General features: G+C 47.7%; 23 protein-coding genes and 1 pseudogene. 14 read left to right on the forward strand and 10 right to left on the reverse strand.

Going from position 1 to position 24,744, the window contains the following annotated elements; all coding sequences use genetic code 11:
• The first annotated feature begins 153 nt into the window (after nucleotides 1-153).
• The gene (locus tag MJO57_RS23775) at nucleotides 154-504 is read left to right on the forward strand and encodes a helix-turn-helix domain-containing protein (protein ID WP_252019245.1); all 351 of its coding nucleotides are present in this window, start codon (nucleotides 154-156) and stop codon (nucleotides 502-504) included.
• Here the strand turns inward: MJO57_RS23775 and MJO57_RS23780 are convergent.
• From MJO57_RS23780 to MJO57_RS23795, 4 genes are all read right to left on the reverse strand, one after another.
• Nucleotides 471-1,694, reverse strand: coding sequence for an IS66 family transposase (locus MJO57_RS23780; RefSeq protein WP_252019246.1), 1,224 nt, complete (start codon nucleotides 1,692-1,694; stop codon nucleotides 471-473). The genes MJO57_RS23775 and MJO57_RS23780 overlap by 34 nt on opposite strands.
• On the reverse strand, nucleotides 1,642-1,986 hold the full coding sequence (locus tag MJO57_RS23785; protein WP_252019247.1) for a DUF6444 domain-containing protein: 345 nt from the start codon (nucleotides 1,984-1,986) through the stop codon (nucleotides 1,642-1,644). Before MJO57_RS23785 ends, MJO57_RS23780 begins: the two co-directional genes overlap by 53 nt.
• Nucleotides 1,987-2,198: 212 nt before the next feature.
• Nucleotides 2,199-2,546 carry a hypothetical protein gene (locus tag MJO57_RS23790; RefSeq protein WP_252019248.1) on the reverse strand — a complete coding sequence of 116 codons (348 nt, stop codon included), beginning with the start codon at nucleotides 2,544-2,546 and terminating at the stop codon, nucleotides 2,199-2,201.
• Complete coding sequence (locus MJO57_RS23795; protein ID WP_252017335.1) at nucleotides 2,519-3,559, reverse strand: IS1595 family transposase; 1,041 nt, start codon at nucleotides 3,557-3,559, stop codon at nucleotides 2,519-2,521. Before MJO57_RS23795 ends, MJO57_RS23790 begins: the two co-directional genes overlap by 28 nt.
• On the opposite strand from MJO57_RS23795, the gene MJO57_RS23800 reads away from it, so the two are divergent.
• The gene (locus tag MJO57_RS23800) at nucleotides 3,554-4,120 is read left to right on the forward strand and encodes an IS630 family transposase (RefSeq protein WP_252019250.1); all 567 of its coding nucleotides are present in this window, start codon (nucleotides 3,554-3,556) and stop codon (nucleotides 4,118-4,120) included. The two genes, MJO57_RS23795 and MJO57_RS23800, sit on opposite strands and share 6 nt — an antisense overlap.
• 195 nt (nucleotides 4,121-4,315) lie before the next feature.
• Here the strand turns inward: MJO57_RS23800 and MJO57_RS23805 are convergent, their stop codons facing one another.
• Complete coding sequence (locus MJO57_RS23805; RefSeq protein WP_252019252.1) at nucleotides 4,316-4,507, reverse strand: hypothetical protein; 192 nt, start codon at nucleotides 4,505-4,507, stop codon at nucleotides 4,316-4,318.
• On the opposite strand from MJO57_RS23805, the gene MJO57_RS23810 reads away from it, so the two are divergent.
• The 5 genes and pseudogenes from MJO57_RS23810 to MJO57_RS23830 all read left to right on the forward strand — a co-directional run bounded on the left by MJO57_RS23810 (nucleotide 4,506) and on the right by MJO57_RS23830 (nucleotide 10,898).
• Nucleotides 4,506-6,020: an IS66 family transposase gene (locus MJO57_RS23810; protein WP_252017330.1), complete on the forward strand. Its 1,515-nt coding sequence runs from the start codon at nucleotides 4,506-4,508 to the stop codon at nucleotides 6,018-6,020. The two genes, MJO57_RS23805 and MJO57_RS23810, sit on opposite strands and share 2 nt — an antisense overlap.
• Before the next feature lie 133 nt (nucleotides 6,021-6,153).
• A pseudogene (locus tag MJO57_RS33435) lies at nucleotides 6,154-6,311 on the forward strand (IS110 family transposase); the annotation flags it as partial.
• A gap of 621 nt (nucleotides 6,312-6,932) precedes the next feature.
• Nucleotides 6,933-7,496, forward strand: a complete 564-nt coding sequence (locus MJO57_RS23820) for a hypothetical protein (protein WP_252019254.1) — start codon at nucleotides 6,933-6,935, stop codon at nucleotides 7,494-7,496.
• 109 nt (nucleotides 7,497-7,605) lie between these two features.
• Nucleotides 7,606-8,967 (forward strand): ISNCY family transposase, encoded by a 1,362-nt coding sequence (locus MJO57_RS23825; RefSeq protein WP_252017318.1) that lies wholly within the window; start codon nucleotides 7,606-7,608, stop codon nucleotides 8,965-8,967.
• A gap of 182 nt (nucleotides 8,968-9,149) precedes the next feature.
• Complete coding sequence (locus MJO57_RS23830) at nucleotides 9,150-10,898, forward strand: hypothetical protein (RefSeq protein WP_252019256.1); 1,749 nt, start codon at nucleotides 9,150-9,152, stop codon at nucleotides 10,896-10,898.
• A gap of 193 nt (nucleotides 10,899-11,091) precedes the next feature.
• Here MJO57_RS23830 and MJO57_RS23835 read toward each other — a convergent pair whose 3' ends face one another.
• Entirely contained in the window at nucleotides 11,092-12,651 is a 1,560-nt protein-coding gene (locus MJO57_RS23835; protein WP_252019258.1) for an ATP-binding protein, read from the reverse strand.
• On the reverse strand, nucleotides 12,648-13,403 hold the full coding sequence (locus MJO57_RS23840) for a response regulator (protein WP_252027102.1): 756 nt from the start codon (nucleotides 13,401-13,403) through the stop codon (nucleotides 12,648-12,650). Before MJO57_RS23840 ends, MJO57_RS23835 begins: the two co-directional genes overlap by 4 nt.
• 237 nt (nucleotides 13,404-13,640) lie before the next feature.
• Here MJO57_RS23840 and mglB point away from each other — a divergent pair, with 237 nt between their 5' ends.
• The 4 genes from mglB (at nucleotide 13,641) to MJO57_RS23860 (ending at nucleotide 18,413) form a co-directional block, all read left to right on the forward strand.
• Nucleotides 13,641-14,627, forward strand: a complete 987-nt coding sequence (mglB, locus tag MJO57_RS23845; RefSeq protein ID WP_252019260.1) for a galactose/glucose ABC transporter substrate-binding protein MglB — start codon at nucleotides 13,641-13,643, stop codon at nucleotides 14,625-14,627.
• Nucleotides 14,628-14,789: 162 nt separating this feature from the next.
• Nucleotides 14,790-16,313: a galactose/methyl galactoside ABC transporter ATP-binding protein MglA gene (gene mglA / locus MJO57_RS23850; RefSeq protein ID WP_252019262.1), complete on the forward strand. Its 1,524-nt coding sequence runs from the start codon at nucleotides 14,790-14,792 to the stop codon at nucleotides 16,311-16,313.
• A gap of 38 nt (nucleotides 16,314-16,351) precedes the next feature.
• Complete coding sequence (mglC, locus tag MJO57_RS23855) at nucleotides 16,352-17,380, forward strand: galactose/methyl galactoside ABC transporter permease MglC (RefSeq protein WP_252019263.1); 1,029 nt, start codon at nucleotides 16,352-16,354, stop codon at nucleotides 17,378-17,380.
• Between the two features lie 163 nt (nucleotides 17,381-17,543).
• The gene (locus MJO57_RS23860; RefSeq protein ID WP_252019265.1) at nucleotides 17,544-18,413 is read left to right on the forward strand and encodes a hypothetical protein; all 870 of its coding nucleotides are present in this window, start codon (nucleotides 17,544-17,546) and stop codon (nucleotides 18,411-18,413) included.
• A gap of 23 nt (nucleotides 18,414-18,436) precedes the next feature.
• On the opposite strand, the gene MJO57_RS23865 is transcribed toward MJO57_RS23860, so the two are convergent.
• Nucleotides 18,437-19,228 (reverse strand): sporulation protein, encoded by a 792-nt coding sequence (locus MJO57_RS23865; RefSeq protein WP_252019267.1) that lies wholly within the window; start codon nucleotides 19,226-19,228, stop codon nucleotides 18,437-18,439.
• A 184-nt stretch (nucleotides 19,229-19,412) separates the two neighbouring features.
• Nucleotides 19,413-19,832 carry a hypothetical protein gene (locus MJO57_RS23870; RefSeq protein WP_252019269.1) on the reverse strand — a complete coding sequence of 140 codons (420 nt, stop codon included), beginning with the start codon at nucleotides 19,830-19,832 and terminating at the stop codon, nucleotides 19,413-19,415.
• Between the two features lie 443 nt (nucleotides 19,833-20,275).
• Between MJO57_RS23870 and MJO57_RS23875 the strand changes: the two genes are divergently transcribed.
• The 3 genes from MJO57_RS23875 to MJO57_RS23885 all read left to right on the forward strand — a co-directional run bounded on the left by MJO57_RS23875 (nucleotide 20,276) and on the right by MJO57_RS23885 (nucleotide 23,452).
• Nucleotides 20,276-21,562, forward strand: a complete 1,287-nt coding sequence (locus MJO57_RS23875; RefSeq protein ID WP_252019271.1) for a hypothetical protein — start codon at nucleotides 20,276-20,278, stop codon at nucleotides 21,560-21,562.
• 127 nt (nucleotides 21,563-21,689) lie between these two features.
• Nucleotides 21,690-22,622 carry a prolipoprotein diacylglyceryl transferase gene (gene lgt, locus MJO57_RS23880; protein ID WP_371924676.1) on the forward strand — a complete coding sequence of 311 codons (933 nt, stop codon included), beginning with the start codon at nucleotides 21,690-21,692 and terminating at the stop codon, nucleotides 22,620-22,622.
• Entirely contained in the window at nucleotides 22,619-23,452 is an 834-nt protein-coding gene (locus MJO57_RS23885; protein WP_252019272.1) for a thymidylate synthase, read from the forward strand. The genes lgt and MJO57_RS23885 overlap by 4 nt, the downstream gene beginning before the upstream one ends.
• A 135-nt stretch (nucleotides 23,453-23,587) precedes the next feature.
• Here the strand turns inward: MJO57_RS23885 and MJO57_RS23890 are convergent, their stop codons facing one another.
• Complete coding sequence (locus tag MJO57_RS23890) at nucleotides 23,588-24,643, reverse strand: succinylglutamate desuccinylase/aspartoacylase family protein (protein ID WP_252019273.1); 1,056 nt, start codon at nucleotides 24,641-24,643, stop codon at nucleotides 23,588-23,590.
• Between the last annotated feature and the right edge of the window lie 101 nt (nucleotides 24,644-24,744).

Genomic DNA, 24,744 nt, shown 5'->3' on the forward strand with positions numbered 1-24,744 from the left:
TCTTTGGCGTTGATTTCAAGGTTCAAGACTTAACGTAAGAATTCCTGATTCTCCAGATGAAATTTCAAACGTCTAAGTAGTTAAAAGTTTGCTTATGGATATTTTGATCGTACTATCAGGCAGACAAAGAAAGAGATCCTTAATCTATTATAAGTGGGTCTTGAACTAAAACGTCCCCAACCTATGAAGTATGTCAATATCACTGATGAAGCTGTTGTATTAACTTTGAAATACGCCAAGCACTACGGCCCTCTGAGGTGTATCAGGGAAAGAGCTCATGGTCTTCTATTGAGTAATCGAGGCTTTACCCTTGAGCAAATTGCAGAAATCCTTGAGATTAAATATCAGACCGTTTCCCAATGGATTGATGATTGGGAGGACTATGGTATTCGTGCATTGTATAAGAAACATGGTGGTGGAAGATCTTGCATATATGATGAATCTGAAGTGCAACGCATAAAAGAGTGTAACTATTCAGCACTGAGCAAAGGCATATTACAGTAATTCCGAACAGCTCTATGAAGTGATTGATATATGTCCATTCCCTGTTTTCTGGCAGACGACAAATAGCTGCGAATCCGTGCAAACATAGAACCACCGTCTGCACTCCTGAAGCAGCCTGAGATTTTCTGCTTTAACTTGGCCATTCGAACATCCCGCTCACTGCCATTGTTATCGAAGGGAATGGTAAAATCTGACATGAAGCGCAGTGTCTCAGCCTTGAACTCAGTGAGTCGTTTGAAGAGATTGTAAGCTTTAGTATTCTTGACTTTCTTGCGCTTAAGCTCCTCTCGTTGCTTCTCCATATAGACGACTTCTTTCATTAGAGCCCGCTGAAGCAACCGGTCATAAATCTTCTCGATTCGTTCACAGACAACACTTGGCATCTGTAGCATACCTATGGTCTTAAAGCCCTTGCAGTAATGCCAGGAAAGCCTCAGTAGCTTCATCAATCGCAACGCCAGTTGATTGCTGTCCCTATCAACAACACCCAAAAGCTCCCTCAGGTGATGGGCATTGCAAAGTACGTGAGTTGCCGCATATGCAAAATAGGATTTCCAATGATCATGAACCAGAACGCCTGCAAATGTTAGCAGTATGCCCATCGTGTCCATGGCCTCACGACCTCGCTTTTCAGACAAGTAGTAGAGCGTCCATTGTTCATCCCGCATAACGTGTAGCCAGTGCAAAGAGCCCTCGGCCCGCCATACCCGTTTCATCGGCTCCGGCAACAGACGATTCCCGCAAGGCGTCACGAATAACCTCTTCAGTAGAAGCAGATTTTCATAGGTTCTGGCCACAAAATTGGCGACAGTGCCTGCACTTACACTCATTTTATAGAGAGTATTAAAATACTCTGACACGCGCTTAAAAGGCAGGAAATGGTATTGGTTAAGATAGACGGCCATAGCCTGTGTGGCTGAGCCATATTGTGCGGCAGCGGTAACACCTTCCGGGAATTCAGCCTGATTCCGACAACCACAAGTGCAGATTTTTACTTCAGCTCTATGGGCCGTTACTTCAAATTCACCCGGTCTCCCTGGTTCAAACACCTGTCGTTCAATATATTTGACCGGCTCACTATCAAGAAGAGACGCCTGACATTTATTGCATTCTTTAACCGGAAGGTACTCAATATAGTCAGGGATATCGACCCTGTTTAAGACAAGTGCCCTGATGCCCTTTCTTTCCACCGGCTTTATTACCAGAAGACTGTCTCAGACTTTTAGGATTGGGTTTTTCATCCGATGGATCGGTACCTTTATCTGCGGAAAGGTCGTCAGAATGATCTGGAGAATTACTGTTTTTACAAGGTTTTTGATAACCATCAGACGATGGCGGCTTGCTGCTGTTTTGACTGTTCTTGCCAACCTTTTCTTCCAATTCTCGACATCGCTCTTCCAGACAGGCAACTCTCATCCGCAGCTCTGCATTCTCTTTCAAGAGAATCTCAGCCGACATAGTTGCGGGTAGTTCTGGAATCATGCTGGCGAATATTGTGGAAAAATGGTGCTTAAGAGGATGGTATAAAAATCAGAAAATTCCAGATTTATGTGGGGGTGCTGAACAGTTACAAAAGAGTTAGTAGCAGAAGAGCCTCGTCGTTTATCGTATGTAAAATCCAAAATTGAGGATGAGACCGGTAAATCCTCATCAAAACTTACTCTGGCCAACATCGTAAAAAAGTTAGGACTGGTTTACAAAAGACTCCGTAAATCGTGCAAACATAAACGGGACGAAGAGCATTTCCAGCGTTGTAAAACTGCACTGAAAGACGCCCAGGAAGCTGAGCGCAAAGGGTTAATAAACTTGTTTGGCTCTTTTCGGGTTACAGACTGCTCTGCAATGAAAATTGGCCAAAGGCCTTGATATACAATGCCTTCAGGAAACTGCTGGCTAAATATTGCCAAGCCCTGCCACAGGAGGATTCCAGCCTGATTTATGAAATCAGCAGTCTGCAATACGAAAAGAGCCACTTGTTTTATTTTGATGAGTCCGGATTTACTCAAGAACCTGGCTAAGTTACCGTTAATGGTTGGAAGCACCAATGTTCAGTAATTCTGCTGATCAACCGGCCAACAGTTAATTTTTTTGCTGCCGTCAGTTCTCGCCTCCAGGCCAGATAATGGGGAAGGTAACGAGTTGCAACCCCTTGGAATACGCCGCCAATCCAGCGTTTTAAATGACTGTGATAAGAATTTACAGTCTGGATGTGGTAGATGCCTTCAACAACATGTTGACCTGCTGATGTCACCAGCTCCTTGAAGACAAATCCAAGCTTGTCAGCAAGTTTTTCGTGAGCGAGGTGTGCATCCGCACAGACCGTGGCCTGTATCGATATGCGGCCATTTAAATGCCTGCACAATTCATTAGCACTTTCGTTTTCTAATACACCGTCAACGGTATTTCGATTACGGTCCCGAGCCACCATTACCGGGACTTTTCGGGCTTTGTTGGGATCATTACCCCGCTTTCGGGTTGGCCGTGGAAGGCCTTCTCTTTGCCCTTTGAAGGATTCACGGAAAAATGTTTCATCAAGCTCAGTAATGCCACAAAGCTCTTCTGCTTGATCATTATTAATCACTTCAAGAAAGCGGTGACGCCAGCGGAACGCAGTTTTCAAGTCAATGGCATTCTCAGCAGCAGCTGGTCGCAAGACCATAGAGTGAGTCATACCTGCGAGGTACTTGTTCCATTTTTCAGGGTGCCTGAGCCTTGCCAAAGGCGTTCCACTAAAGGCGTTAAACGTTGAGTCGCAAGTCTTGCAGTGGTAGCGCTGTCGGCCATTTCGTATGCCCCAGCGACCAACGCTATGGCTTTTGCATTTGGGGCACCTGGGGTTTTCGGCAAATTGGGCAAGTATGCTCTTTTCTACGTCAGGTGTTGCATTATCGTTATTGGGTATAGATTCACTGTAAACAGGTTCAGAGTCAGTGGTTTCTACTACCTCGGTAACCTCTATTTGAGTACTAAGGAGCGAGTTGTTAAGAATGTCTCGCTGTTCACTGGTTAATGTTGAAATGGAATCAATAAAATTCTGGAAGAGTTCAGATTGCATATCACTCCCCTACAACGTAGATTTTATGGGAGTTTAGCTGATTCAACCATTAACGGTAACTTAGCCCAAGAACCTTGTGTGCCATATGGCTGGCAGGAAAAAGGAAAGCAGCTCAGAATTCCATCAGTCAAAAGTAAGCGCATCAACGTGCTGGGCTTTATGAATCGGAGCTGTGAGCTGTTTCATTACCCTGTTGTGGGCTCTGTGAATAGTGATACAGTGATTGCAGCCTTTGACGACTTCGCAGAGAAAATGGAGGATGAAAAATACAGTTCAAATGACCGCTACACCGTAGTTATGGTGGACAATGCCAGTATTCATACCAGCAAAAAGTTTCGTGACAGAATCGCTGACTGGACTCTTGAGAAAAAGTTACTGATCTGCTTTCTTCCAACATATTCACCTGAACTCAATCTGATTGAGATCCTGTGGAGGAAAGTAAAGTATGAATGGCTCAATCTATTGTCAATCAAGAGTTTCACGGAATTTGAAAAGGAAGTTGAACGAGTGTTCGCTTCATTTGGAGAGAGTCATATGATTTCGTTTGCAAATACTAAATAATCGTTCAGTCAATTTATCCGAAAGCAAATTATCAACTACTTAATGACTTTCAAAAGGAAAGACCTAATGGAATGGTCTGCCCCGCTCCCAAAACGGCTTCAAATGAGCCAAAATAGAATGAGTTTGGTAGGACATCATTCAAAACAAGAAACGGAGCGAACCATCCATGGGCAAGATTGACAAATCAGGAACTAATCAAAAAGGCCAGGTTGCTTTTCTCGGAATTGATCTGAGCAAAAAGAGTTTCCAGTGGGCTGGTACTATGCGAGGCACAATGGAGGGAGCATAGTCGTAGCGTAACTGTTCAGCACCCCCACATAAATCTGGAATTTTCTGATTTTTATACCATCCTCTTAAGCACCATTTTTCCACAATATTCGCCAGCATGATTCCAGAACTACCCGCAACTATGTCGGCTGAGATTCTCTTGAAAGAGAATGCAGAGCTGCGGATGAGAGTTGCCTGTCTGGAAGAGCGATGTCGAGAATTGGAAGAAAAGGTTGGCAAGAACAGTCAAAACAGCAGCAAGCCGCCATCGTCTGATGGTTATCAAAAACCTTGTAAAAACAGTAATTCTCCAGATCATTCTGACGACCTTTCCGCAGATAAAGGTACCGATCCATCGGATGAAAAACCCAATCCTAAAAGTCTGAGACAGTCTTCTGGTAATAAAGCCGGTGGAAAGAAAGGGCATCAGGGCACTTGTCTTAAACAGGTCGATATCCCTGACTATATTGAGTACCTTCCGGTTAAAGAATGCAATAAATGTCAGGCGTCTCTTCTTGATAGTGAGCCGGTCAAATATATTGAACGACAGGTGTTTGAACCAGGGAGACCGGGTGAATTTGAAGTAACGGCCCATAGAGCTGAAGTAAAAATCTGCACTTGTGGTTGTCGGAATCAGGCTGAATTCCCGGAAGGTGTTACCGCTGCCGCACAATATGGCTCAGCCACACAGGCTATGGCCGTCTATCTTAACCAATACCATTTCCTGCCTTTTAAGCGCGTGTCAGAGTATTTTAATACTCTCTATAAAATGAGTGTAAGTGCAGGCACTGTCGCCAATTTTGTGGCCAGAACCTATGAAAATCTGGCTTCTACTGAAGAGGTTATTCGTGACGCCTTGCGGGAATCGTCTGTTGCCGGAGCCGATGAAACGGGTATGCGGGCCGAGGGCTCTTTGCACTGGCTACACGTTATGCGGGATGAACAATGGACGCTCTACTACTTGTCTGAAAAGCGAGGTCGTGAGGCCATGGACACGATGGGCATACTGCTAACATTTGCAGGCGTTCTGGTTCATGATCATTGGAAATCCTATTTTGCATATGCGGCAACTCACGTACTTTGCAATGCCCATCACCTGAGGGAGCTTTTGGGTGTTGTTGATAGGGACAGCAATCAACTGGCGTTGCGATTGATGAAGCTACTGAGGCTTTCCTGGCATTACTGCAAGGGCTTTAAGACCATAGGTATGCTACAGATGCCAAGTGTTGTCTGTGAACGAATCGAGAAGATTTATGACCGGTTGCTTCAGCGGGCTCTAATGAAAGAAGTCGTCTATATGGAGAAGCAACGAGAGGAGCTTAAGCGCAAGAAAGTCAAGAATACTAAAGCTTACAATCTCTTCAAACGACTCACTGAGTTCAAGGCTGAGACACTGCGCTTCATGTCAGATTTTACCATTCCCTTCGATAACAATGGCAGTGAGCGGGATGTTCGAATGGCCAAGTTAAAGCAGAAAATCTCAGGCTGCTTCAGGAGTGCAGACGGTGGTTCTATGTTTGCACGGATTCGCAGCTATTTGTCGTCTGCCAGAAAACAGGGAATGGACATATATCAATCACTTCATAGAGCTGTTCGGAATTACTGTAATATGCCTTTGCTCAGTGCTGAATAGTTACGTCGTAGCTATGTGACCGGAGTTGTAACGAAGCACGACTGTATGGATGCAGGAGCTAGAGCAACGCAGGAGCAGTTGCCGAGAGTGCCGACACAAGGAGTCAGGATATATGATTTCATATGGTTAGCTACTTATGGCTCCCCAGTTCGTAAAACCTTACGTAAAGTCAAACAAGAATGATGCTGCTGATGCTGAGGCTATCTGTGAAGCAATGCAACGGCCAGCACGCACTTTATGCCAACCAAAACGACTGAGCAGCAGGATATTCAGAGCCTGCACAGAATACGCAGCCAAGAACCGTACAAGGCATCAGCATGTACATCGGCATCAAACTATTAAACATTTGTCGTTAGATAAGAAAAGCAAAAGCGGTTAATCAGTGTAAGAAGCCTGCAACGAGTTGCGCGGATAAAGTTCAAATGATGGCATAAAAGGTAAGACCTGCACTCCCTTGAACCTGACTGGAGTCAGGGCCCATAGAGGCCGAAGACCTGATGAGGTGGGAGTGAGCGGATTCCATCAGTGTCAGAGGCATTGAGACCTCCCCCTTAAGGCTGGATATATGGAAGCATTACTCTTTAGTCATGATGGAAAACTTTTCCTTACAATGCAGGGCGGACCATATATGCCCCCACCAGTTTGTACTGAAAAGTACGACTTTTTGAGTACATACTAGTTATTTCCCATAGCAGCGCAAGCTGCGGCCTTTTTACGTCATCAGAAATTATGAATACACCGGTTGTCAGGTTAGGTCTTCTGACGTGTATTTGTCGGGAGTCGCTGCCCGATAAAACCTGACCATCGCTACCGTCATGGCCTGAGTTGTGACGGTAATTCGATCATTAATGAACTAAAAGGCTGTTACCTGTGTCTGAGCTGGCACGGTTTAATGAATAAAGTTTATACATAATGATCCCACTCTATAATGAATCAGGTCTGGCGACGGGGAGAGCGAATTCCACAGGATTACCTTCTGGTAGTGATCACACAACACCATCCAGACCATCCAAACCATCAAGCTCTTTCTATTCAGGTCGGCACGTATCAAGACAAGAACCCATTGGGAACAGCCTCCCAACCATAGATAATTATGAGTCCCCTAAAGAAAAAATATCTTTAAAAAGAAATGTTTCTCACATTGAAGATGCAGTACAGGATGAAAAATTAAAAAGAAAACGACCGGATCGTGAAAATGAGTATCAACAAGATTCATTGATAGCGACTTTAGATCAATTAAAAGGCCTTTGCCAGGAACGCAAAATCACCGTCAAACCAACGCTGGATAAGCTGGTTAATTCGTGCCCGAAAGAGTCGAGAGTCCAACTGGTATCCAAGCTTGGTATTTATTTTAGTAGTGTGGAAAGAACCGTTAAAAACACGAGTACGATTACCAGCATGCTCTGCAAGGGCGAAGGAAACTCAAGAACAAAGAAAAACATTAACGAGTTCTCGTCCAAAAACACAACCAATTGAAAACTGTAGATTTTATCCTGAAAAATTAAGTGGAGCCCTACTGCTATCTGGCGACTAAACTTCCCAAGAGCAAGAAACATAAGGGATTGCCAAAAACAGAGGACTCCAAATGCGCAAAAAACGCAACCCGCAGTGTAGTATGGAACTCCATTACGTACCTCATGAAATCTGCTCCCAGCTTTCCGGTATCTCGCAATGGCTTGACGCCCATCCACAGTTCAATGACTGGATTTATGAGGACTTAAGTTCTGGTGATAAACAGAACACTGGGCGGAACGGACTATCAGCAGAATCCGTTCTTCGTGCGGCACTCCTGAAACAGTATTTGAATTGTGATTATGACTACTTGTCGTTTGTTTTGATGGACTCCATGCTCTTTCGAGACTTTTGTCGCCTCGAACCAAACCAGCGCCCCAGTCGCTCCAGTTTGCATGGGCTCATCAGCCTTCTTACTGCATCTACATGGGAACGGATTAATAACTGTCAGCTAATGACCGCTAAAGATCAGGGTATTGAAAAAGGGCGCACTGTGGCTATTGACAGCACAGTCACCGAATCGGATATCAAACCTCCTTGCGACAGTGATCTTTTAGCCAGTTCCGTTAAAGAAATTTGTCGGCTGCTGGAACGGGGACAAACACTGACAGCGACACCGCTTTATGAATATACCCATCACAACCGAGCCGTAAAAGATGCGGCCAGAAAATGCATCTACGCTGGCAAAGAAGAGCGGCATCAGCATTATAAAAAACTGCTGCAGTTGACCCGAAAATCCCGGAAGGTACTTATCGAAGCTACTGTCACGCTAGCAAACGCCCGTCAGCAGGGGCAGTGTCTCCTGGCTGATGATGCCGACAAGTGGCAGGCCGATGTGGATCACCTGTTACCCCTGGTGGATGCAATAGTCTCCCAGACAGAGCGCAGGGTCTTTAAGGGTGAAAAGGTGCCAGCCCAGGAAAAAGTGGTTAGCCTGTATGAACCCCATACGGATATCATCGTAAAAGACAGGCGGCAAGTACAGTATGGCCATAAACTGAACCTGGTTCAGGGAAAAAGTCGATTGATCCTGGACCTGGTTATTGAGGAAGGTAACCCAGCGGATTCGGACCAATTCATTCCGATGATGGAAAGACAAAAAGAAATTTATGGTCGTGTACCTCGCCAGACAAGCGGTGACGGCGGATACGCGTGTCGCGCTAATTTGGAAAAAGCCAAGGCCATGGGAATCAGCGATGTAGCTTTTAATAAGAAGCGCGGACTTGAAGTCGAAGAGATGACTAAAAGTCAGTATGTGTATAAAACGCTCTTTCGCTTCCGGGCAGGTATTGAAGCGGGAATTTCGTGGCTAAAGAGATGTTTTGGGCTATCACGTTGCCACTGCAAGGGTTCTGAGCGTTTTGATTCTCATTGCTGGTTATCGGTGGTCTGTTACAACCTGGTGATTCTGGCCAGACACCCGGCACCATCCTGATAGCCACCTCCACGCTACATGAAAGTACCTTTCCAGCATGGTGGGAGGATGTTTTCTGCCTGCTTTTCGCGTTTTTCTCCAATATCCGTCCCAGATTAGAGAAAAAAAGGGAAGAGTTTTTGCGGCTCTCTGGAATTTCAGGAAATATCAAAACGCACGTACAATCTAATTATGATTGCCTGATGCGTTTTTGGACGAGAACTAACGAGTTTCTGAGTATTGAAGACCGTGATGTACAAGCAATAGCATGTTATCCATTTATTACATCCATTTCTTCCATCTGTAATGGTAAAGGCTTTCCCAAAGCCGGGGACGTGGACACGCTGCTGAAGCTACCGAGTATCCAGAAGGATGGCCAACTCGACCGGCAACTGCTGAGTTCCATTTCTTCCATCTGTCATGGTAAAGGCTTTCCCAAAGCCGGAGACGTGGACACGCTGCTGAAGCTACCGAGCCTCCAGAAGGATGGCCAGCTTGACCGGCAACTGCTGAGCTCCATTTCTTCCATGATGAGTAGCCGGGGCTTTCCCAAAGCCGGGGACGTGGACACGCTGCTGAAGCTGCCGAGCCTCCAGAAGGATGGCCAGCTTGACCAGCAACTGCTGAGTTCCATTTCTTCTATCTGTAATGGTAAAGGCATTCCCAAAGCCGGAGACGTGGACGCGCTGCTGAAGCTACCGAGCCTCCAGAAGGATGGCCAGCTTGACCGGCAACTGCTGCGCTCCATTTCTTCCATCTGTAATGGTAAAGGATTTCCCAAAGCCGGGGACGTGGACACGCTGCTGAAGATACCGGGCCTCCAGAAGGATAGCCAGCTTGACCGGCAACTGCTGAGCTCCATTTCTTCCATCTGTCATGGTAAAGGCTTTCCCAAAGCCGTGGACGTGAACACGCTGCTGAAGCTACCGAGCCTCCAGAAGGATGGCCAGCTTGACCGGCAAGTGCTGAGCTCCATTTCTTGCATGATGAGTAGTAGGGGCTTTCCCAAAGCCGGGGACGTGGACACGCTTCTGAAGCTACCGAGCCTCCAAAAGGATGGCCAGCTTGACCGGCAACTACTGAGCTCCATTTCTTCCATGATGAGTAGCCGGGGCTTTCCCAAAGCCGGGGACGTGGACACACTGCTGAGGCTACCGAGCCTCCGGAAGGAAGGCCAGCTTGACCGGCAACTGTTGAACTCCATTTCTTCCATGATGAGTAGCCGGGGCCTTCCCAAAGCCGGGGACGTGGTCATGCTGCTGAAGCTACCGAGCCTCCGGAAGGATGGCCAGCTTGACTGGCAACTGCTGAGCTCCATTTCTTCCATGATGAGTAGCCGGGGCTTTCCCAAAGCCGGGGATGTTGATACGCTGCTGAAGCTACCGAGCCTTCGGAAGGATGGCCAGCCTGACCGGCAACTGCTGAGATCCATTTCTTCCATCTGTCATGGTAAAGGCTTTCCCAAAGCCGGGGACGTGAACACGCTGCTGAAGATACCGGGCCTCCAGAAGGGTGGCCAGCTTGACCGGCAACTGCTGAGCTCCATTTCTTCCATGATGAAAAGCCGGGGCTTTCCCAAAGCCGGGGATATAAACACGCTGCTGAAGCTACCAGACCTCCAGAAGGATGGCCAGCTTGACCGGCAACTGCTGAGCTCCATTTCTTCCATGATGAATGGCCGGGGCTTTCCCAAAGCCGGGGACGTGGACACGCTGCTGAAGCTACCGAGCCTCCAGAAGGATGGCCAGCTTGACCGGCAACTGCTGAGATCCATTTCTGCCATCTGTAATGGTAAAGGCTTTCCGAACGAGAATTTAGTTTCACGAATTATAGAATCTATAGGTCTCAAGAATCTGGAACTACCAGAATATATTGATGAACTCCTTTCATCAGAGAATTTTGTTATCGATGAAAACTTTTGGGAGTCACTTTCATTAGATGAAATAATCTGACTCTTATCAAAAATCATTTAAGACGGGAGATTGGATAAACGAAGCAACCCGGATCAAGGTAAAAAGTCATGGGCGTAAAGCGCAATCCATTAAGAACCCAATGGTATTGGCAACACTGTATTTCGGAGGAATCATGAGCAACATGAGGATATGATCCTTCATCGCGTAACCCTCAACCAACTCAACACCATGTTTATGATACGAATTCAGTTGTTTGCAGAATAAGGGTAACCACTAATCCCCCTTCCGGATGATTTCTTAACCTGAGGCTGCCACCATGAATCTGTGCCAGGTGGCGAGCGGTTGCCAGACCAAGACCATTACCATCCGGATTCTTCTGGCAACCGTATTCCAACCTGAAGTACGGTTTAAAAATCGTTTCTTCCATCCCCTCTGGAATACCCGGTCCATTATCACGAATCGTAATGATAATCTGATCTTTAACCCTCTCAATATAAATATTGGCCGGAGCACCATAAACAATGGCATTGCCAATCAGGTTCTCCAGGCACCGTTTGAGTGCCAGCGGTTTGCCAGTGATTTCATAAAGTCCTTCATGCTCACGATGATTCAGGAACGGCGTATGCAGCCAGGCCCTCTGCCCAACCGATTGGGCAGCCAGCGTAATATCATTCAGCATCCTTTCCAGATCAACCACCCGGGGATTTTCGTGAATATCGGTATTGCTGACCACCTGAAGCGCCGACTTGACCATAATTTCCAGGTGTTCCAGATCACTGATAAACGCTTCCCGCTGGGTATCATTATCCAGCATTTCAGCTCGCAGCCGCAGTCGGGTAATGGGCGTTTTCAGGTCATGGGATATTCCTGAGAACAACTGTTTCCGGTCGTTCATATAATGGCGGATATTCTTCTGCATCTGGTTAAAAGCCTGAGCCGTTCGTTCATACTCCAGACAACCCCATTCAGGAATAGCCACCGGTTCCAGATCCCGCCCGAACTCTTTTGCTGCTTTGGATAACGCCTCAAAAGGACGGACCATAAAATAGATAGCCAGGGTCGCAAATGCCAGCAATACCAGCATCCAGATTAAATAGGAGGTCTGCAAAGGTGCCGGGTGGAAGCCATCGGCTGATAAATAGTCTTCCGATAGCATGGATGAATCCGGCATCAACGTTGCCAGGTATAACCACTCACTGTTTTCCAGTTCAACCTGTATCACCAGAACCGGAAGATCCAGCGGCTCAACCATTAAGGTTTCCTGGCCCCAGTTATCCGGCAGCTCCTGTAGCAATGTCTGATTATCCAGCACCTTTAGCGTCTCCGGTCTGGAAAAAGCCACCTCTACCTGCCCACTGATATGGTCAGCATTACCGTCAGAATTGCTGAGTACGGCCTTAAAGACATTGACTACCGTTTGGTGGGCCAGTGAGTTCTGGTAAGGTGCCAGTTTGATAAACTCCGTATTCAGGGTAATGAAGTAACGGGCACCGCCCATGTAACGCAACTTATTGATGGTAGCTTTGCGGATGGCTGCAGGCAGATTGACAAAATACTCAACCGTGGCAGACATACGAAGCGCCACATTGGTTGATACCTTGGCCAGCGCTTCTTGCCGCTCACTCTCCGTTTCCCGCTCCCAGAGATGATTCACCAGAAGCTGGGAAGTGAGTACCAGGGCAAACATCACCATCAGGAAACGACCAGCCAGTGTCCTTGGTGAGTACTCATGAATCTGATGTTTGAAAATCAACCCGTACTCTTTTATAGCGCCTGTCATCCTTGTGCTCACAACCGGACCGGCTCAGGGATATTATGAGTAAAACAAACCTCAGTCGCCATCAGGTATCCCGCACCACGCACGGTTTTTATGATGTCCGGTGACTTGGCATCATCACCCAGACATTGGCGAAGACGGCTGATATGGACATCGATAAAGCGGTCCAATGGATCTGAGCTGCGTTTCCGGGTTTCGCCCGCAATATACTCACGACTTAACACCCTGCCAGCGTTGTTAATAAAGAGCATCAACAGGTTATAGTCAGCACCGGAGAGCGGCAGGAGTTCCCCATTCGTATCAGACAATGAACGGGTCACAGTATCCAGACGAAGGCCATGAAAACAGCAAAACCGCGAAGGCTGTCGCACCTCACCGGCCTGGTCACTTCGCCGGAAAATGGCTTTTATTCGAGCCAGTAGCTCCCTTGGGTTAAAGGGTTTGGCAAGGTAATCATCTGCCCCGATTTCCAGACCGACAATACGATCCATTTCATCGGATACTGCCGTGAGCATGATTACCGGTACTTTGGAAACAGCTCTCAACTCCCGGCAGACATCAAAACCATCAAGACCCGGCATCATGATATCAAGCACCACCAGCGCATGCCGGGTTTCGTCCTCCGGCAGTGAATGAAACCGTTCCAGAAAAGATTCACCGTCGGTTGACGTTGCAACGGAAAAGCCATGCCTGGTCAGGTACTCAGCAAGTAACTGACGAATCCCGTCATCATCATCCACCACAAAAATCCGTTGCGATGCCCCCATCCTTCCCCCTAATCGTGTCATGACCAAACCGTCTGGCAGGATTATCGCAACCCGTGTTAAGCAAAACTATTGATTCCTGACAATATGAGCGTCGATCGACGTATTATTTTTTACCGTTGTGTTCAGCCAACATTAAGACTTTGTTACATTTCGTTGAGCTGTCTTACCCTAACAGCGAAAACCATTTGATATCATCCAAACACACAAAACATTAATAACGTGCACAGAAGGACAACCATGAAAAAAGTCACCACCTTTTTTTCCGGAGCAGCTGCCATCATGGCAGCCATGACCATTGGCAGTGCTGCTCAGGCCAGCACGACCCTGGGTGTTACCGTTTACAAATACGACGATAACTTTATGGCTACCGTCCGCCGGGCTATCGAAGCAGAAGCCGATAAGGTGGACGGTGTTCGGCTGCTGATGAACGACTCACAGAACGACCAGTCCAAGCAGAATGATCAGGTTGACGTTATGCTGGCCAGAGGGGTGGATGCGCTGGCGATTAATCTGGTTGACCCTGCCGCTGCTCCCGTCATCATTCAAAAAGCCAAGTATGATGACGTTCCTATTGTCTTCTACAATAAAGAACCCACCGCTGAAGCCCTGGCCAGCTATGAACATGCTTACTATGTAGGCACTGACTCCAAGGAATCCGGCATTATCCAGGGTGAACTGATTGCTGAGCACTGGGCCAAAAATCCGGCCTGGGACCTGAACGGTGATGGCAAGATTCAGTATGTGTTACTAAAAGGTGAGCCCGGTCACCCGGATGCGGAAGCAAGATCCGCTTATTCGGTCTCTACCCTGAACGACAAAGGCTATCCCACCGAAGAACTCCATATGGATACCGCCCTGTGGGATACCGCCATGGCTAAAGACAAGGTTGATGCCTGGATCTCTGGCCCTAATGCCGACAAGATTGAGGTGGTTATTGCCAACAATGATGCCATGGCAATGGGCGCTATCGAGTCTCTGAAAGCCGCTGATAAATCCTCGATTCCCGTGTTTGGCGTTGATGCCCTGACCGAAGCACTGGCACTGATCAAAGATGGCCAGATGCAGGGAACCGTACTGAACGATGCCAATAACCAGGCCAAGGCTGCTTTTGAGCTGGCCAATAACCTGGCCAATGGCAAAGCGGCAGGTGAAGGCACCCGCTGGAATATCGAAAATAAAATCGTCCGCGTGCCTTACGTTGGTGTCGATAAAGGCGACCTGTAACAGCCAGGTCAGACTGAACCCTCGTTCCCACAGTCCCCGTGGGAACGAGGGGATGAAAGGACAAAGGTTCTTTCAATTTCGTTTCATATTAAAAAGAGTAGTTAGCGAGGTATTTCCAATTTCCTTGCCAGGTGCTCTTTATCTCTGAAAAGTCAGAATGCTATGGATACCAGCAACCATTTTAACAACGACAGTGAATGGCTTCTGGAAATGACCGAGATCAGCAAATCATTTCCCGGAGTAAAAGCCCTGGACCGGGTTAATCTAAAAGTGCGCCCTCACTCCGTCCATGCCCTGATGGGAGAAAATGGTGCAGGCAAATCAACATTATTAAAATGCCTTTTTGGTATTTATGAAAAAGACGAAGGCAGTATTTATTTTCAGGGCCAGCCCACTGAATTCACATCATCAAAGGAAGCACTGACACACGGCGTGTCCATGGTGCATCAGGAACTAAACCAGGTCTTGCAGTCCAACGTTATGGACAATGTCTGGCTGGGTCGTTATCCGAAAAAAAACGGTTTTGTTGATCATAAAACCATGTATGACGACACCAAAAAGATCTTTGAAGAACTGGATATTGATGTTGATCCAAAAGATAAGGTCGCAGATCTCTCCGTTTCCAAACGACAGATGGTAGAAATTGCCAAGGCATTTTCCTACAACGCCAAAATTGTCATTATGGATGAACCCACGTCCTCCCTTTCGGAAAAAGAAGTCCGCCACCTGTTTACCATCATTAAAAAATTAAAAGAGCGTGGCTGCGGAATTGTTTATATCTCCCATAAGATGGAAGAAATTTTTTCCATCTGCGATGACATCACCATATTGCGGGATGGCCAATGGGTAACCACCCGCCCACTGGAAGGCCTGGATATGGACCAGATCATCAGCCTGATGGTGGGACGGGAGCTGACCCAGCGATTCCCTCAGCGGGATCATCAACCAAAAGAAGTCATCCTTCAGGTAGAAAATCTGACGGCCAAAAACCAGCCCTCCATACAGGACGTCAGCTTTGAACTTCGTAAAGGTGAAATTCTCGGTATAGCTGGCCTGGTGGGTGCCCGTCGTACTGATGTGGTGGAAACCATTTTTGGCATTCGGGATAAAAATGCGGGTGTGATCAAACTGCACGGCAAGACACTGGACAATAAAGACGCTTACCAGGCTATTCAGAATGGCTTTTCTCTGGTCACCGAAGAGCGCCGTGCCACGGGGATCTATTCCACACTGGATATCACCTTTAACTCTCTGATTGCCAATATGGAAAAGTACAAAGAGCGGTTTGGCTTATTAAGTGACCGAACCATGGGCGCTGATACCCAGTGGGTGATTGACTCCATGAAAGTGAAAACACCCGGCCACAAGACCCGAATCGGCTCACTCTCTGGCGGCAATCAACAGAAAGTGGTGATTGGACGATGGCTGTTGACCCAGCCGGAAATCCTGATGCTGGATGAACCGACCCGTGGCATTGATGTGGGTGCCAAATTTGAAATCTACCAGCTGATCCTGGATCTGGCCAAAAAGGATAAAGGCATCATTATGATTTCATCAGAAATGCCTGAGCTACTGGGTGTCACCGACCGCATCATGGTGATGAGCAATGGCCGGGTCGCTGGCATTGTCAATACCCGGGAAACCACTCAAAACGAAATTCTTGAACTGGCCGCGTGCTATCTATAACGCATTATTATTTACACAAACCAGGGGGAGTGACTGCCATGAGTGTTGCCAGCAGTCTGACAGCGGGAAAACAATTCAGCGTTCTGCGCTTGGTTAAAGAGGGTGGTATCTATGCGGTACTGCTGATTCTTCTGGCCATCATCATTATCCAGGAACCGTCGTTTGTAAGCTTGAGAAACCTCAGCAATATCCTGACCCAATCATCGGTCAGGATCATTATTGCCCTGGGGGTCGCCAGTCTGATTGTCACCCAGGGGACGGATCTTTCTGCCGGTCGTCAGGTTGGTCTGGCAGCGGTAATCTCTGCAACGCTGCTGCAAGCCCTGGAGAATGTAAACAAAGTCTTCCCGGAAATGGGGCCAATGCCAATCCCTGCCGTTATTGTGATTGTCTGTGCCATTGGCGCATTGATCGGCCTGGTGAACGGCCTGGTGATTGCCTACCTGAAAGTCACCCCTTTCATCGCGACAATGGGCACGATGATCATCGTTTACGGGGTAAACTCGCTCTATTATGACTTTGTCGGTGCGTCTCCGGTTGCCGGTTTTGCCACTCAGTTTTCGGAGTTTACCCAGGGGTTTATCCGGCTGGGAGACTTCCGCCTGTCTTACATCACCTTCTATGCGGTAGTTGCCATTATTTTGAGCTGGGTGCTCTGGAATAAAACGGTCTTTGGCAAAAACATCTTTGCCATCGGTGGTAACCCGGAAGCCGCCAAAGTCTCAGGCGTCAACGTACCCCTTACCCTGCTGAAGGTGTATGCGCTTTCCGGCGTGTTTTATGCCTTTGCCGGTCTTCTGGAAGCCGGACGCATTGGTTCTGCGACCAATAACCTGGGCTTTTTGTACGAGCTGGATGCCATTGCCGCCTGCGTGGTTGGCGGCGTCTCTTTTGCCGGTGGTGTCGGCAGTATCATGGGCGTGGTCACCGGCGTATTGATCTTCACCATCATCAACTACGGTATGACCTATATCGGCATCAACCCTTACTGGCAGTTTATTATCAAGGGGGGAATTATTATCTTTGCTGTAGCCCTCGACTCCATGAAGTACGCGGATAAAAAGTAATTCACTGATCTGCCCAGATCAATTCAATAGCGTCGTGCTGTCAGCAGTCAGTGCGACGCTTTCCTGCATTTCCCTTCTCATACTGCCTTCCTGACCTTGTTCTTCTGAACTAATCCTGTTTTTTCCTGTCTGATATCAGAGTCCCATTAAAAGTCTGTATGTCATGAAGATGAACACTTTTCGCTACCTTTTGCGAGCTTGTTGTGCCTCATTTGTTGTTCTCCTTTCAGCAGGATGGTCTGATGAAAGCAAGGCTCAGGATTCTGCGTCACTGGCACAACTTATTGATAAAGCAATGTATGTTGACCCTGAGACTCTGGCCAGCATGCAAAATCATTACCAGGCGTTTATTGCGTTCTCAGACAAGAAAAGAGGTGAAAGCGCATTTACAACCGGTGATGAACTTATTGAAATCGGGAAAATAGTAGGAATGGGTGTCATCGCTGCGATTTTATATGGGGTAATCCATGATCTAATCACCACCCAGATCAATTTTGCCTATTTTTCTGATCTGAACCTTACGCATCATGGAGCATACACCCTCCGGTATTTTCCATCGGTATACCACTCAGAGTCACGTGTTCTCTATGCTCTGCTGTGGGGCACTATCGCCACATGGTGGGTAGGCCTGCCGATCGGAGGACTTTCCGCCCTGTCGGCCAGAATCAGCTCCGATGCCCCGAAAATGACCTGGCATGACCTTGTCTACCCGGTCGCAACCATGCTGGGCACAAACCTCGCAGTTGCCCTGGTGACTGGTGGGTTGACTTATTTAGTGTCAGGCAGCACCTTTTGGACAGTAGCTTATATGCACAATAGTTCCTATCTGTCTGGCATCATCGGAGGCATCATACTACCGCTGTATATTTATTCATCCCGTCTGGGCGAAACCAGCATCGTTCAGAAGCAGTGCGCCGACTTCACACAAGACCTGATGAGGCTGTTTAATGAACACCCTGAAAACAGTGACATACAGGCTCTGATCAAATTTCACCTGAACTCTCCCTATAGCAATTGCCGACAAGCATTGTAGCTGGCAGGGGAATATCAATCTCGTCAGGTCGTTTGATCAAGAAAAGTCAGCACTTGTTCAACCACTGACTCCGGTGCAGAATCTGCTGCAATTTCAAGATGCCGCTTCAACTCCCCTCTGCCCAGCAGCCCGGAGAGCATGCCGCTTAAACCCCGTTGTTGACGGTCGACTTCAAACCAGAGCTTAAGCTGTTGCTCATCACGCCAGGCAACGATTTCCAGCTCCCGCCAGCGCCCAAGAAACGGCCCTGATACCGGAACAAATTCAAACTCCTGAACAAAAGGCAGTGCAAAGCCCCTGGCTGCTTCACACTCAGCCTGACGCAGCTGCAAACCTGCTTTGGTGAGACCATCAAACAGACCGGCCATCAAAGCATCGGGCCTGACCACCAGCAAATCCGTATCCGACGGATCAATGGCAAACTGAATATCCAGCCCGGTTTCCAGCCATACCTTACCCTCTCCCAGACTGATGGGCGTGTTATAGGGCAAAATAAAACTGGCATTGAATATTCGCTCTTCATCCGGCGCAATCATAAAGGTTTCTGGTAATGACCACTGGCTCAGTGAGCAGGTCTGCTTGACCTTTTCAGTGACGGTACCTTCATCTCCCCCCTTGCGCTTTTCCAGCTCTGCAAAGTACTGACAGCAGATATTGAGGTAGATGTTATCAATCTGCTGTTCAGCAGCACCCCCTTTCACCCGAATGGTAAAATCGACCCGTTTGCCGGGAATCAGCTCTGGCTGCTCAAGCACGGCATCCACTTTTGCGGCGCCGATGGACAGCGACGCCATTGCTTTTTTCAGTAATGACATAGATATACAACAAGCAAAGAACAGAAAAAATATTCGAAACTGCACATGATAAACCTGATTTCCTGCCCGTCAAACTCCCTTCATTGACTCAGCCAGACCGCGAGTATCCCGGCTCGATAAATAGAGACCCTGGCAAGCCGATTGGCCATAAAGTCAACAGTGTCAGGGACGCTTGTCATCAAGATCACGCCAACAGATAGTCCAGAAATTGATAGTCCAGAAATTCATCAGACACCGGTATATTTTCCTGAACGGGTTCTGGTACGTAATGAGACGCTATATGTGAATCAGTTTCTACATAGGGGAGTATTTCAGCACAGCCTCTCTTCGGACAGTTCACCAACAATCTTCCGATCTCATCAATGCCGGAAATATCGTAGTATTCCAGTTTCTTGTCATCGCCACACCGGCGATTGGGACAACGTTCCTCATTATTAATCCAGCACAGGCCGCAAACCCGATGACCGCAAGTGGTAACTTTTGCACCCCGCAAAAAATAAATACTACACTCTGAGCAGGCTGCCTTGGCTGACAGCACCTTCATAAGCTCTTTGTCACAAATGCTCTGCTTGGCTACGGTAACCTTATTACCTGCTGGGGTCACGATACAATCAAGTTTCAACCCGGGCATATCTATCTCCCATCAATACTGTGTGGTAGCAAAAATATGTAACCTCGGTGCGAAGCAAATATTCATGGCGATCCTGTCCAGTTCGCCAGGTTCTGTTGTTCTCCCGTGGGCGTTTCGAGCATAGACGATGTAACCCATTGTGAAAAATTGGGCTGACTATAGATGGCCATAAAAATGGCCAAAATAAAGATGGGCACAAGGATCACAGCAATCTGATCCAGGAATCAGAGAGATATCAGAGAGGATAGTTGCACCATTTTGACAGTAAAGTTTGGATACATAACATACCACTGAACTTTTTTAGTCAAAGTCAATCTAATTGCAGGGGCATAACTCTCTCAATCACTCTCTTAATCAGAGTTCATTTAATCAGAGTTTATGGTGGCTTTTCAGACAGGCCCATAGGTGTTTTTTTCATGGATGCTTCATTAAGCAAGTTGCCAACAACAGTTACATTCTCTGAAGCAAGCATCGAACAACTTGCTGATCATGACATCTGCGGATTGTGCAATGGTGATTTGACAGACCCGCCTCCGGTTCCCAGGGAGAATTTCCGTTTTCAATACCGGGGGGTATCCGTCAATATTTGTAATGAAAAACACCTGTTCCATCCCCAATGTATTGTCGAAAATATTAACGAAAACTCTGCATTTTCCTGTTCCAAATGCAACGTAACCGCGATACCAGAAGCATCACAATTACAAACCGTCAGGCAGCTAGCCGGTTACCAGGATGAGAAATCAACACTGTCATCACTACAAAGGCGATTTCAGGACATTCTTCAATGCTCCACAGATGGTATTGTGCCAGGTGAAAAAATCACTGAACTGCAACAGTTAGCGGTTTTGCTGGACAAAAAACGGCAAAATCCAACTGCGGAATTCAGAACGCTTCGTGGTGAAGTACACTGCTTACTGGGGTTAAACTTGAAAACTCATTTAACCGGTCATCACGACCATCATTTTGAGCAGACCTTCGCATCGTTATTCATCGCTTGTAAAACAGGTATCACAGCTGCGCGTGAGCCCTTTATAGAAATGCTCGCTAATAAAATAACCCTGGCACCTTCTTCACAAAAAACCTGTTTCAGTGTGCTGGATTCAATACCTGAGTCAGAATGGAAAGATGAATTTGTCAAACAGGCCCAGTCATCCTTGTATTTAGCATTGGGGCAAGGTTTGCTTAATAAGCATAAGGCTCTACCTCCGCAAGGTAGCAGATTTACCGGCAGTATTCATGATGCATTGCATTACTTGAAAAAAGCAACGGAACTGGAAAATCAAAGCGGCCAGCCATTCCTTGCTGAGTGCCACTATTTTTTAGCTAAAAAGACTTATAAAAAGGATACCATTGACCCCTTTTTGCTGCGCGAGGCAAACAAGCATCTGAATATTGCAGAACAGCTTGGAAGCGAGGATCTTAAACAGCAAGTCGTTGAACTCCGCAGTAACCTTGGAAAGCATTTTCAGAAAAAGTCGAAAGCAGCCGTAGAGCGTTTCAAAGCCGATTTTTCTGAAGATAGAGAATACAAATTGAGTTACTACACACTGAAGGATTCATGGGAGCGTCTTGATTATGCGCTGAAACACGGTACGGAGGATGTTAAACAGGAAGCTAAAAACCTCTTGGCAAAAAAAGAAGAACTGCTCTCATTTAATAGAAAGCTACCAGAAAGACCGGTTACCCAAGATACAGATTGGTGATACGAACAGACTACGAACCGCTGCCTGCTATCAGCTATTTTGGCTTTAATTTATTCTGCTTCTGGCTGGCTCAATAGCCAGCTACCTTGGTACACTTGGCCAGTATTATACTGATCGGAAGTGTTTTGTGATTGCGTATCCCGAGATAGATCCTGTGGCTTTTAGCCTTGGCCCCTTAAGTGTGCACTGGTATGGCCTGATGTACCTTATTGGCTTTGCCCTGGCACTCTGGCTTGGTGGTATTCGCGCCCGGAGATCCGGTGGATTATGGCGTCCGGAACAGGTCAGTGACCTGATTTTTTATGGTGCTATCGGGGTTATCCTGGGTGGACGAGTCGGATATGTCCTCTTCTATCACTTTGACTATTTTGTCAGAGACCCGCTCTGGTTATTCAAAGTGTGGGATGGCGGCATGTCCTTTCACGGTGGCCTTCTTGGAGTTCTGTTGGCCATGTGGCTTTATGGCCGTTCTCAGGGCAAAAGCTTCTTTCAGATAACCGACTTTCTTGCCCCGCTGGTGCCATTGGGGCTGGGCCTTGGTCGAATAGGTAACTTTATTGGTGGCGAGCTTTGGGGCAGGGCCTCCGATGTGCCATGGGCCATGGTTTTTCCCACCGATCCCGGCCAGATGGCAAGACACCCTTCCCAGCTTTATCAGTTCTTTCTGGAAGGGCTTGTGCTGTTTGGCCTGCTTTGGTGGTTTTCATCAAAGCCCAGACCGAGAATGTCTGTTTCCGGACTGTTCCTGCTGATCTATGGGCTGGCAAGATTCTCTGTTGAGTTTGTGCGGGAGCCGGATGCCCAGCTTGGCTTTATTGCCTTTGACTGGCTAACCATGGGGCAGTTGTTATCGTTGCCTATGGTTGTTATGGGTATCGTGTTTATGGTTTGGGGATATCGTCACCATCCATTGGTTAGTGGTATGAACAGTGATGATGCTGCCTGGCTGGCAAAGGCCAGAGTAAACTGCCAAGAGCTGAAGAACAGCACAGAGCAGAAGCAGAAGCAGAAGCAGAAGCAGAAGCAGAAGCAGACAAAGCGTGGATCGAAAAAACGATGAAAGAATATCTGGACCTCCTGCGGCATGTGAAAGACCATGGCACTTTCAAAGCGGATCGGACCGGCACGGGTACCTACAGTGTATTTGGCTATCAGATGCGCTTTGCTCTTTGTGAAGGCTTTCCACTGGTGACCACCAAAAAGTGTCACCTGCGTTCCATCATTCATGAATTATTGTGGTTTCTCAAAGGGGATACCAATATCGGCTACCTGCAGGAAAATGGTGTCCGGATCTGGAATGAGTGGGCAACCGACGACGGTGATCTTGGCCCGGTTTATGGCAAACAGTGGCGCAGCTGGGAGGGAGCCAATGGTGAAGTGGTGGACCAGATTCAGTGGCTTTTGAATGAGATCAAAACCAACCCGGACTCAAGACGAATGGTCATCAGCGCCTGGAATCCATCGGTACTTCCGGATGTTGCCCACTCGCCAAAGGAAAATGCCGCTATGGGGCGTCAGGCGTTACCACCCTGTCACTGCCTCTTTCAGTTCTATGTACTGGATGGCAAGTTGTCCTGCCAGCTGTATCAACGCAGCGCCGATATTTTCCTGGGGGTACCTTTTAATATTGCTTCCTATGCGTTGTTGACCTTGATGATTGCCCAGGTCTGCGACCTGGAACCCGGTGACTTTGTTCATACCTTTGGCGATGCACACTTGTACGCCAATCATCTTGAACAGGCAGAAGAGCAGTTAAGCCGAACACCTTATCAGCGGCCTCAGATGAAGTTAAACCCGGCAATTCGTGATCTGTTTGCATTTACCGGTGATGATTTTGAGCTGGTGGATTATCAAGCCCACCCACATATAAAAGCGGCGGTATCCGTTTAACCGGGAGCCTTTTACCCTTTGCATGTCTATCCGTCGGGCAACCTGCGGATAAACAGACTCAATGAGAGTTAACTCGAATCAAAGTGAAGCGGCACCAGAGAGCGTTGACAATTGACACTCCCTGGTCGTTCACCGTTAATCTTGATTTTCAGGCACTGGCAGCTGGGCAACGCCCAGATCAAGCACTTCTTCAATCACTTCCTGATCATACTCGGTATCTGCCAGGGTACTGCTGACTTTGGCAAGATGGACCAGTGCATCGCCTTCGTTGGCCAGTGGCAGCTGGCTAAGGCCGATAACAACACCATCAAACGGTGCGGTGATGCTTTCACTGTCACTGGCGTCAAACGGGTTCACAATGGTCATCATTGTGTTTCCTTCTTTTACCAGATGACCCTGTTTGATATGAAGTAACACCAACCCGTCCCTTGAACTTCTCAGCCATTGGCTCTGGTTGCACTCCCATGGCTGAATAGCCGGTGTTTTCAGGGGTTTCCTGGGCAGCATATTCAGGTGACGCATTACCCGCATGACGCCTTTCAGGCCCAGCTTGATGGAAGCCTGTTCCAGTCGTAACGCTTCGCCCGCTTCATAAACCAGTGCCGGAATGTCGTACTCATTGGCGGCATAACGGAAGGAACCATCTCTCAGGGATGAGTGGAGGATCACCGGCGCACCAAATGCCCTGGCCAGGGCAATACATTTCTCGTTGGTCAGGTCCGTTCTCAGCTGTGGCAGGTTGGTTCTGTGAATGGCTCCGGTGTGGAGGTCCAGGGCATAGTCAACGTGTGGAAAAACCCCCGTCGTAATCAGGTTGGCAAGCCTTCCGCCGAGAGATCCTTTGCTGGACCCCGGGAAACAACGGTTCAGGTCCCTGCGATCCGGCAGGTAGCGGATTTGCTGGATGAATCCGAGCTGGTTAACAACAGGAATGACAATCAGGGTGCCATGGATTCTGGACAGGTTTTTATGGCCGAGGATCTGGCGGCAGATTTCTACGCCATTGAGCTCATCACCATGAATGGCCGCCGTCACTAAAAGACATGGGCCTTTTTTGCGACCGTGAATAACCTCCATACGAAGATCAATGGGCGTATCGGTGTAGAGTTTGACCACCGGTATATTAACTTTCTGTCGTGTACCCGGCTGGATGGTATGGCCAAATAGCTCTAGGGGTTGTGCTCTTTCCATGGAGAACTCCAGCCCCGACCATCAAGCCTGAAAGGAAGTGGCCGGGATTGAAAGCATCACTCGGGTGTTTTTTTAATCAGAGTGATGGTGGGTTGGTGAAA

Source organism: Endozoicomonas sp. SCSIO W0465, from assembly GCF_023716865.1.
Classification (GTDB): Bacteria; Pseudomonadota; Gammaproteobacteria; order Pseudomonadales; family Endozoicomonadaceae; genus Endozoicomonas.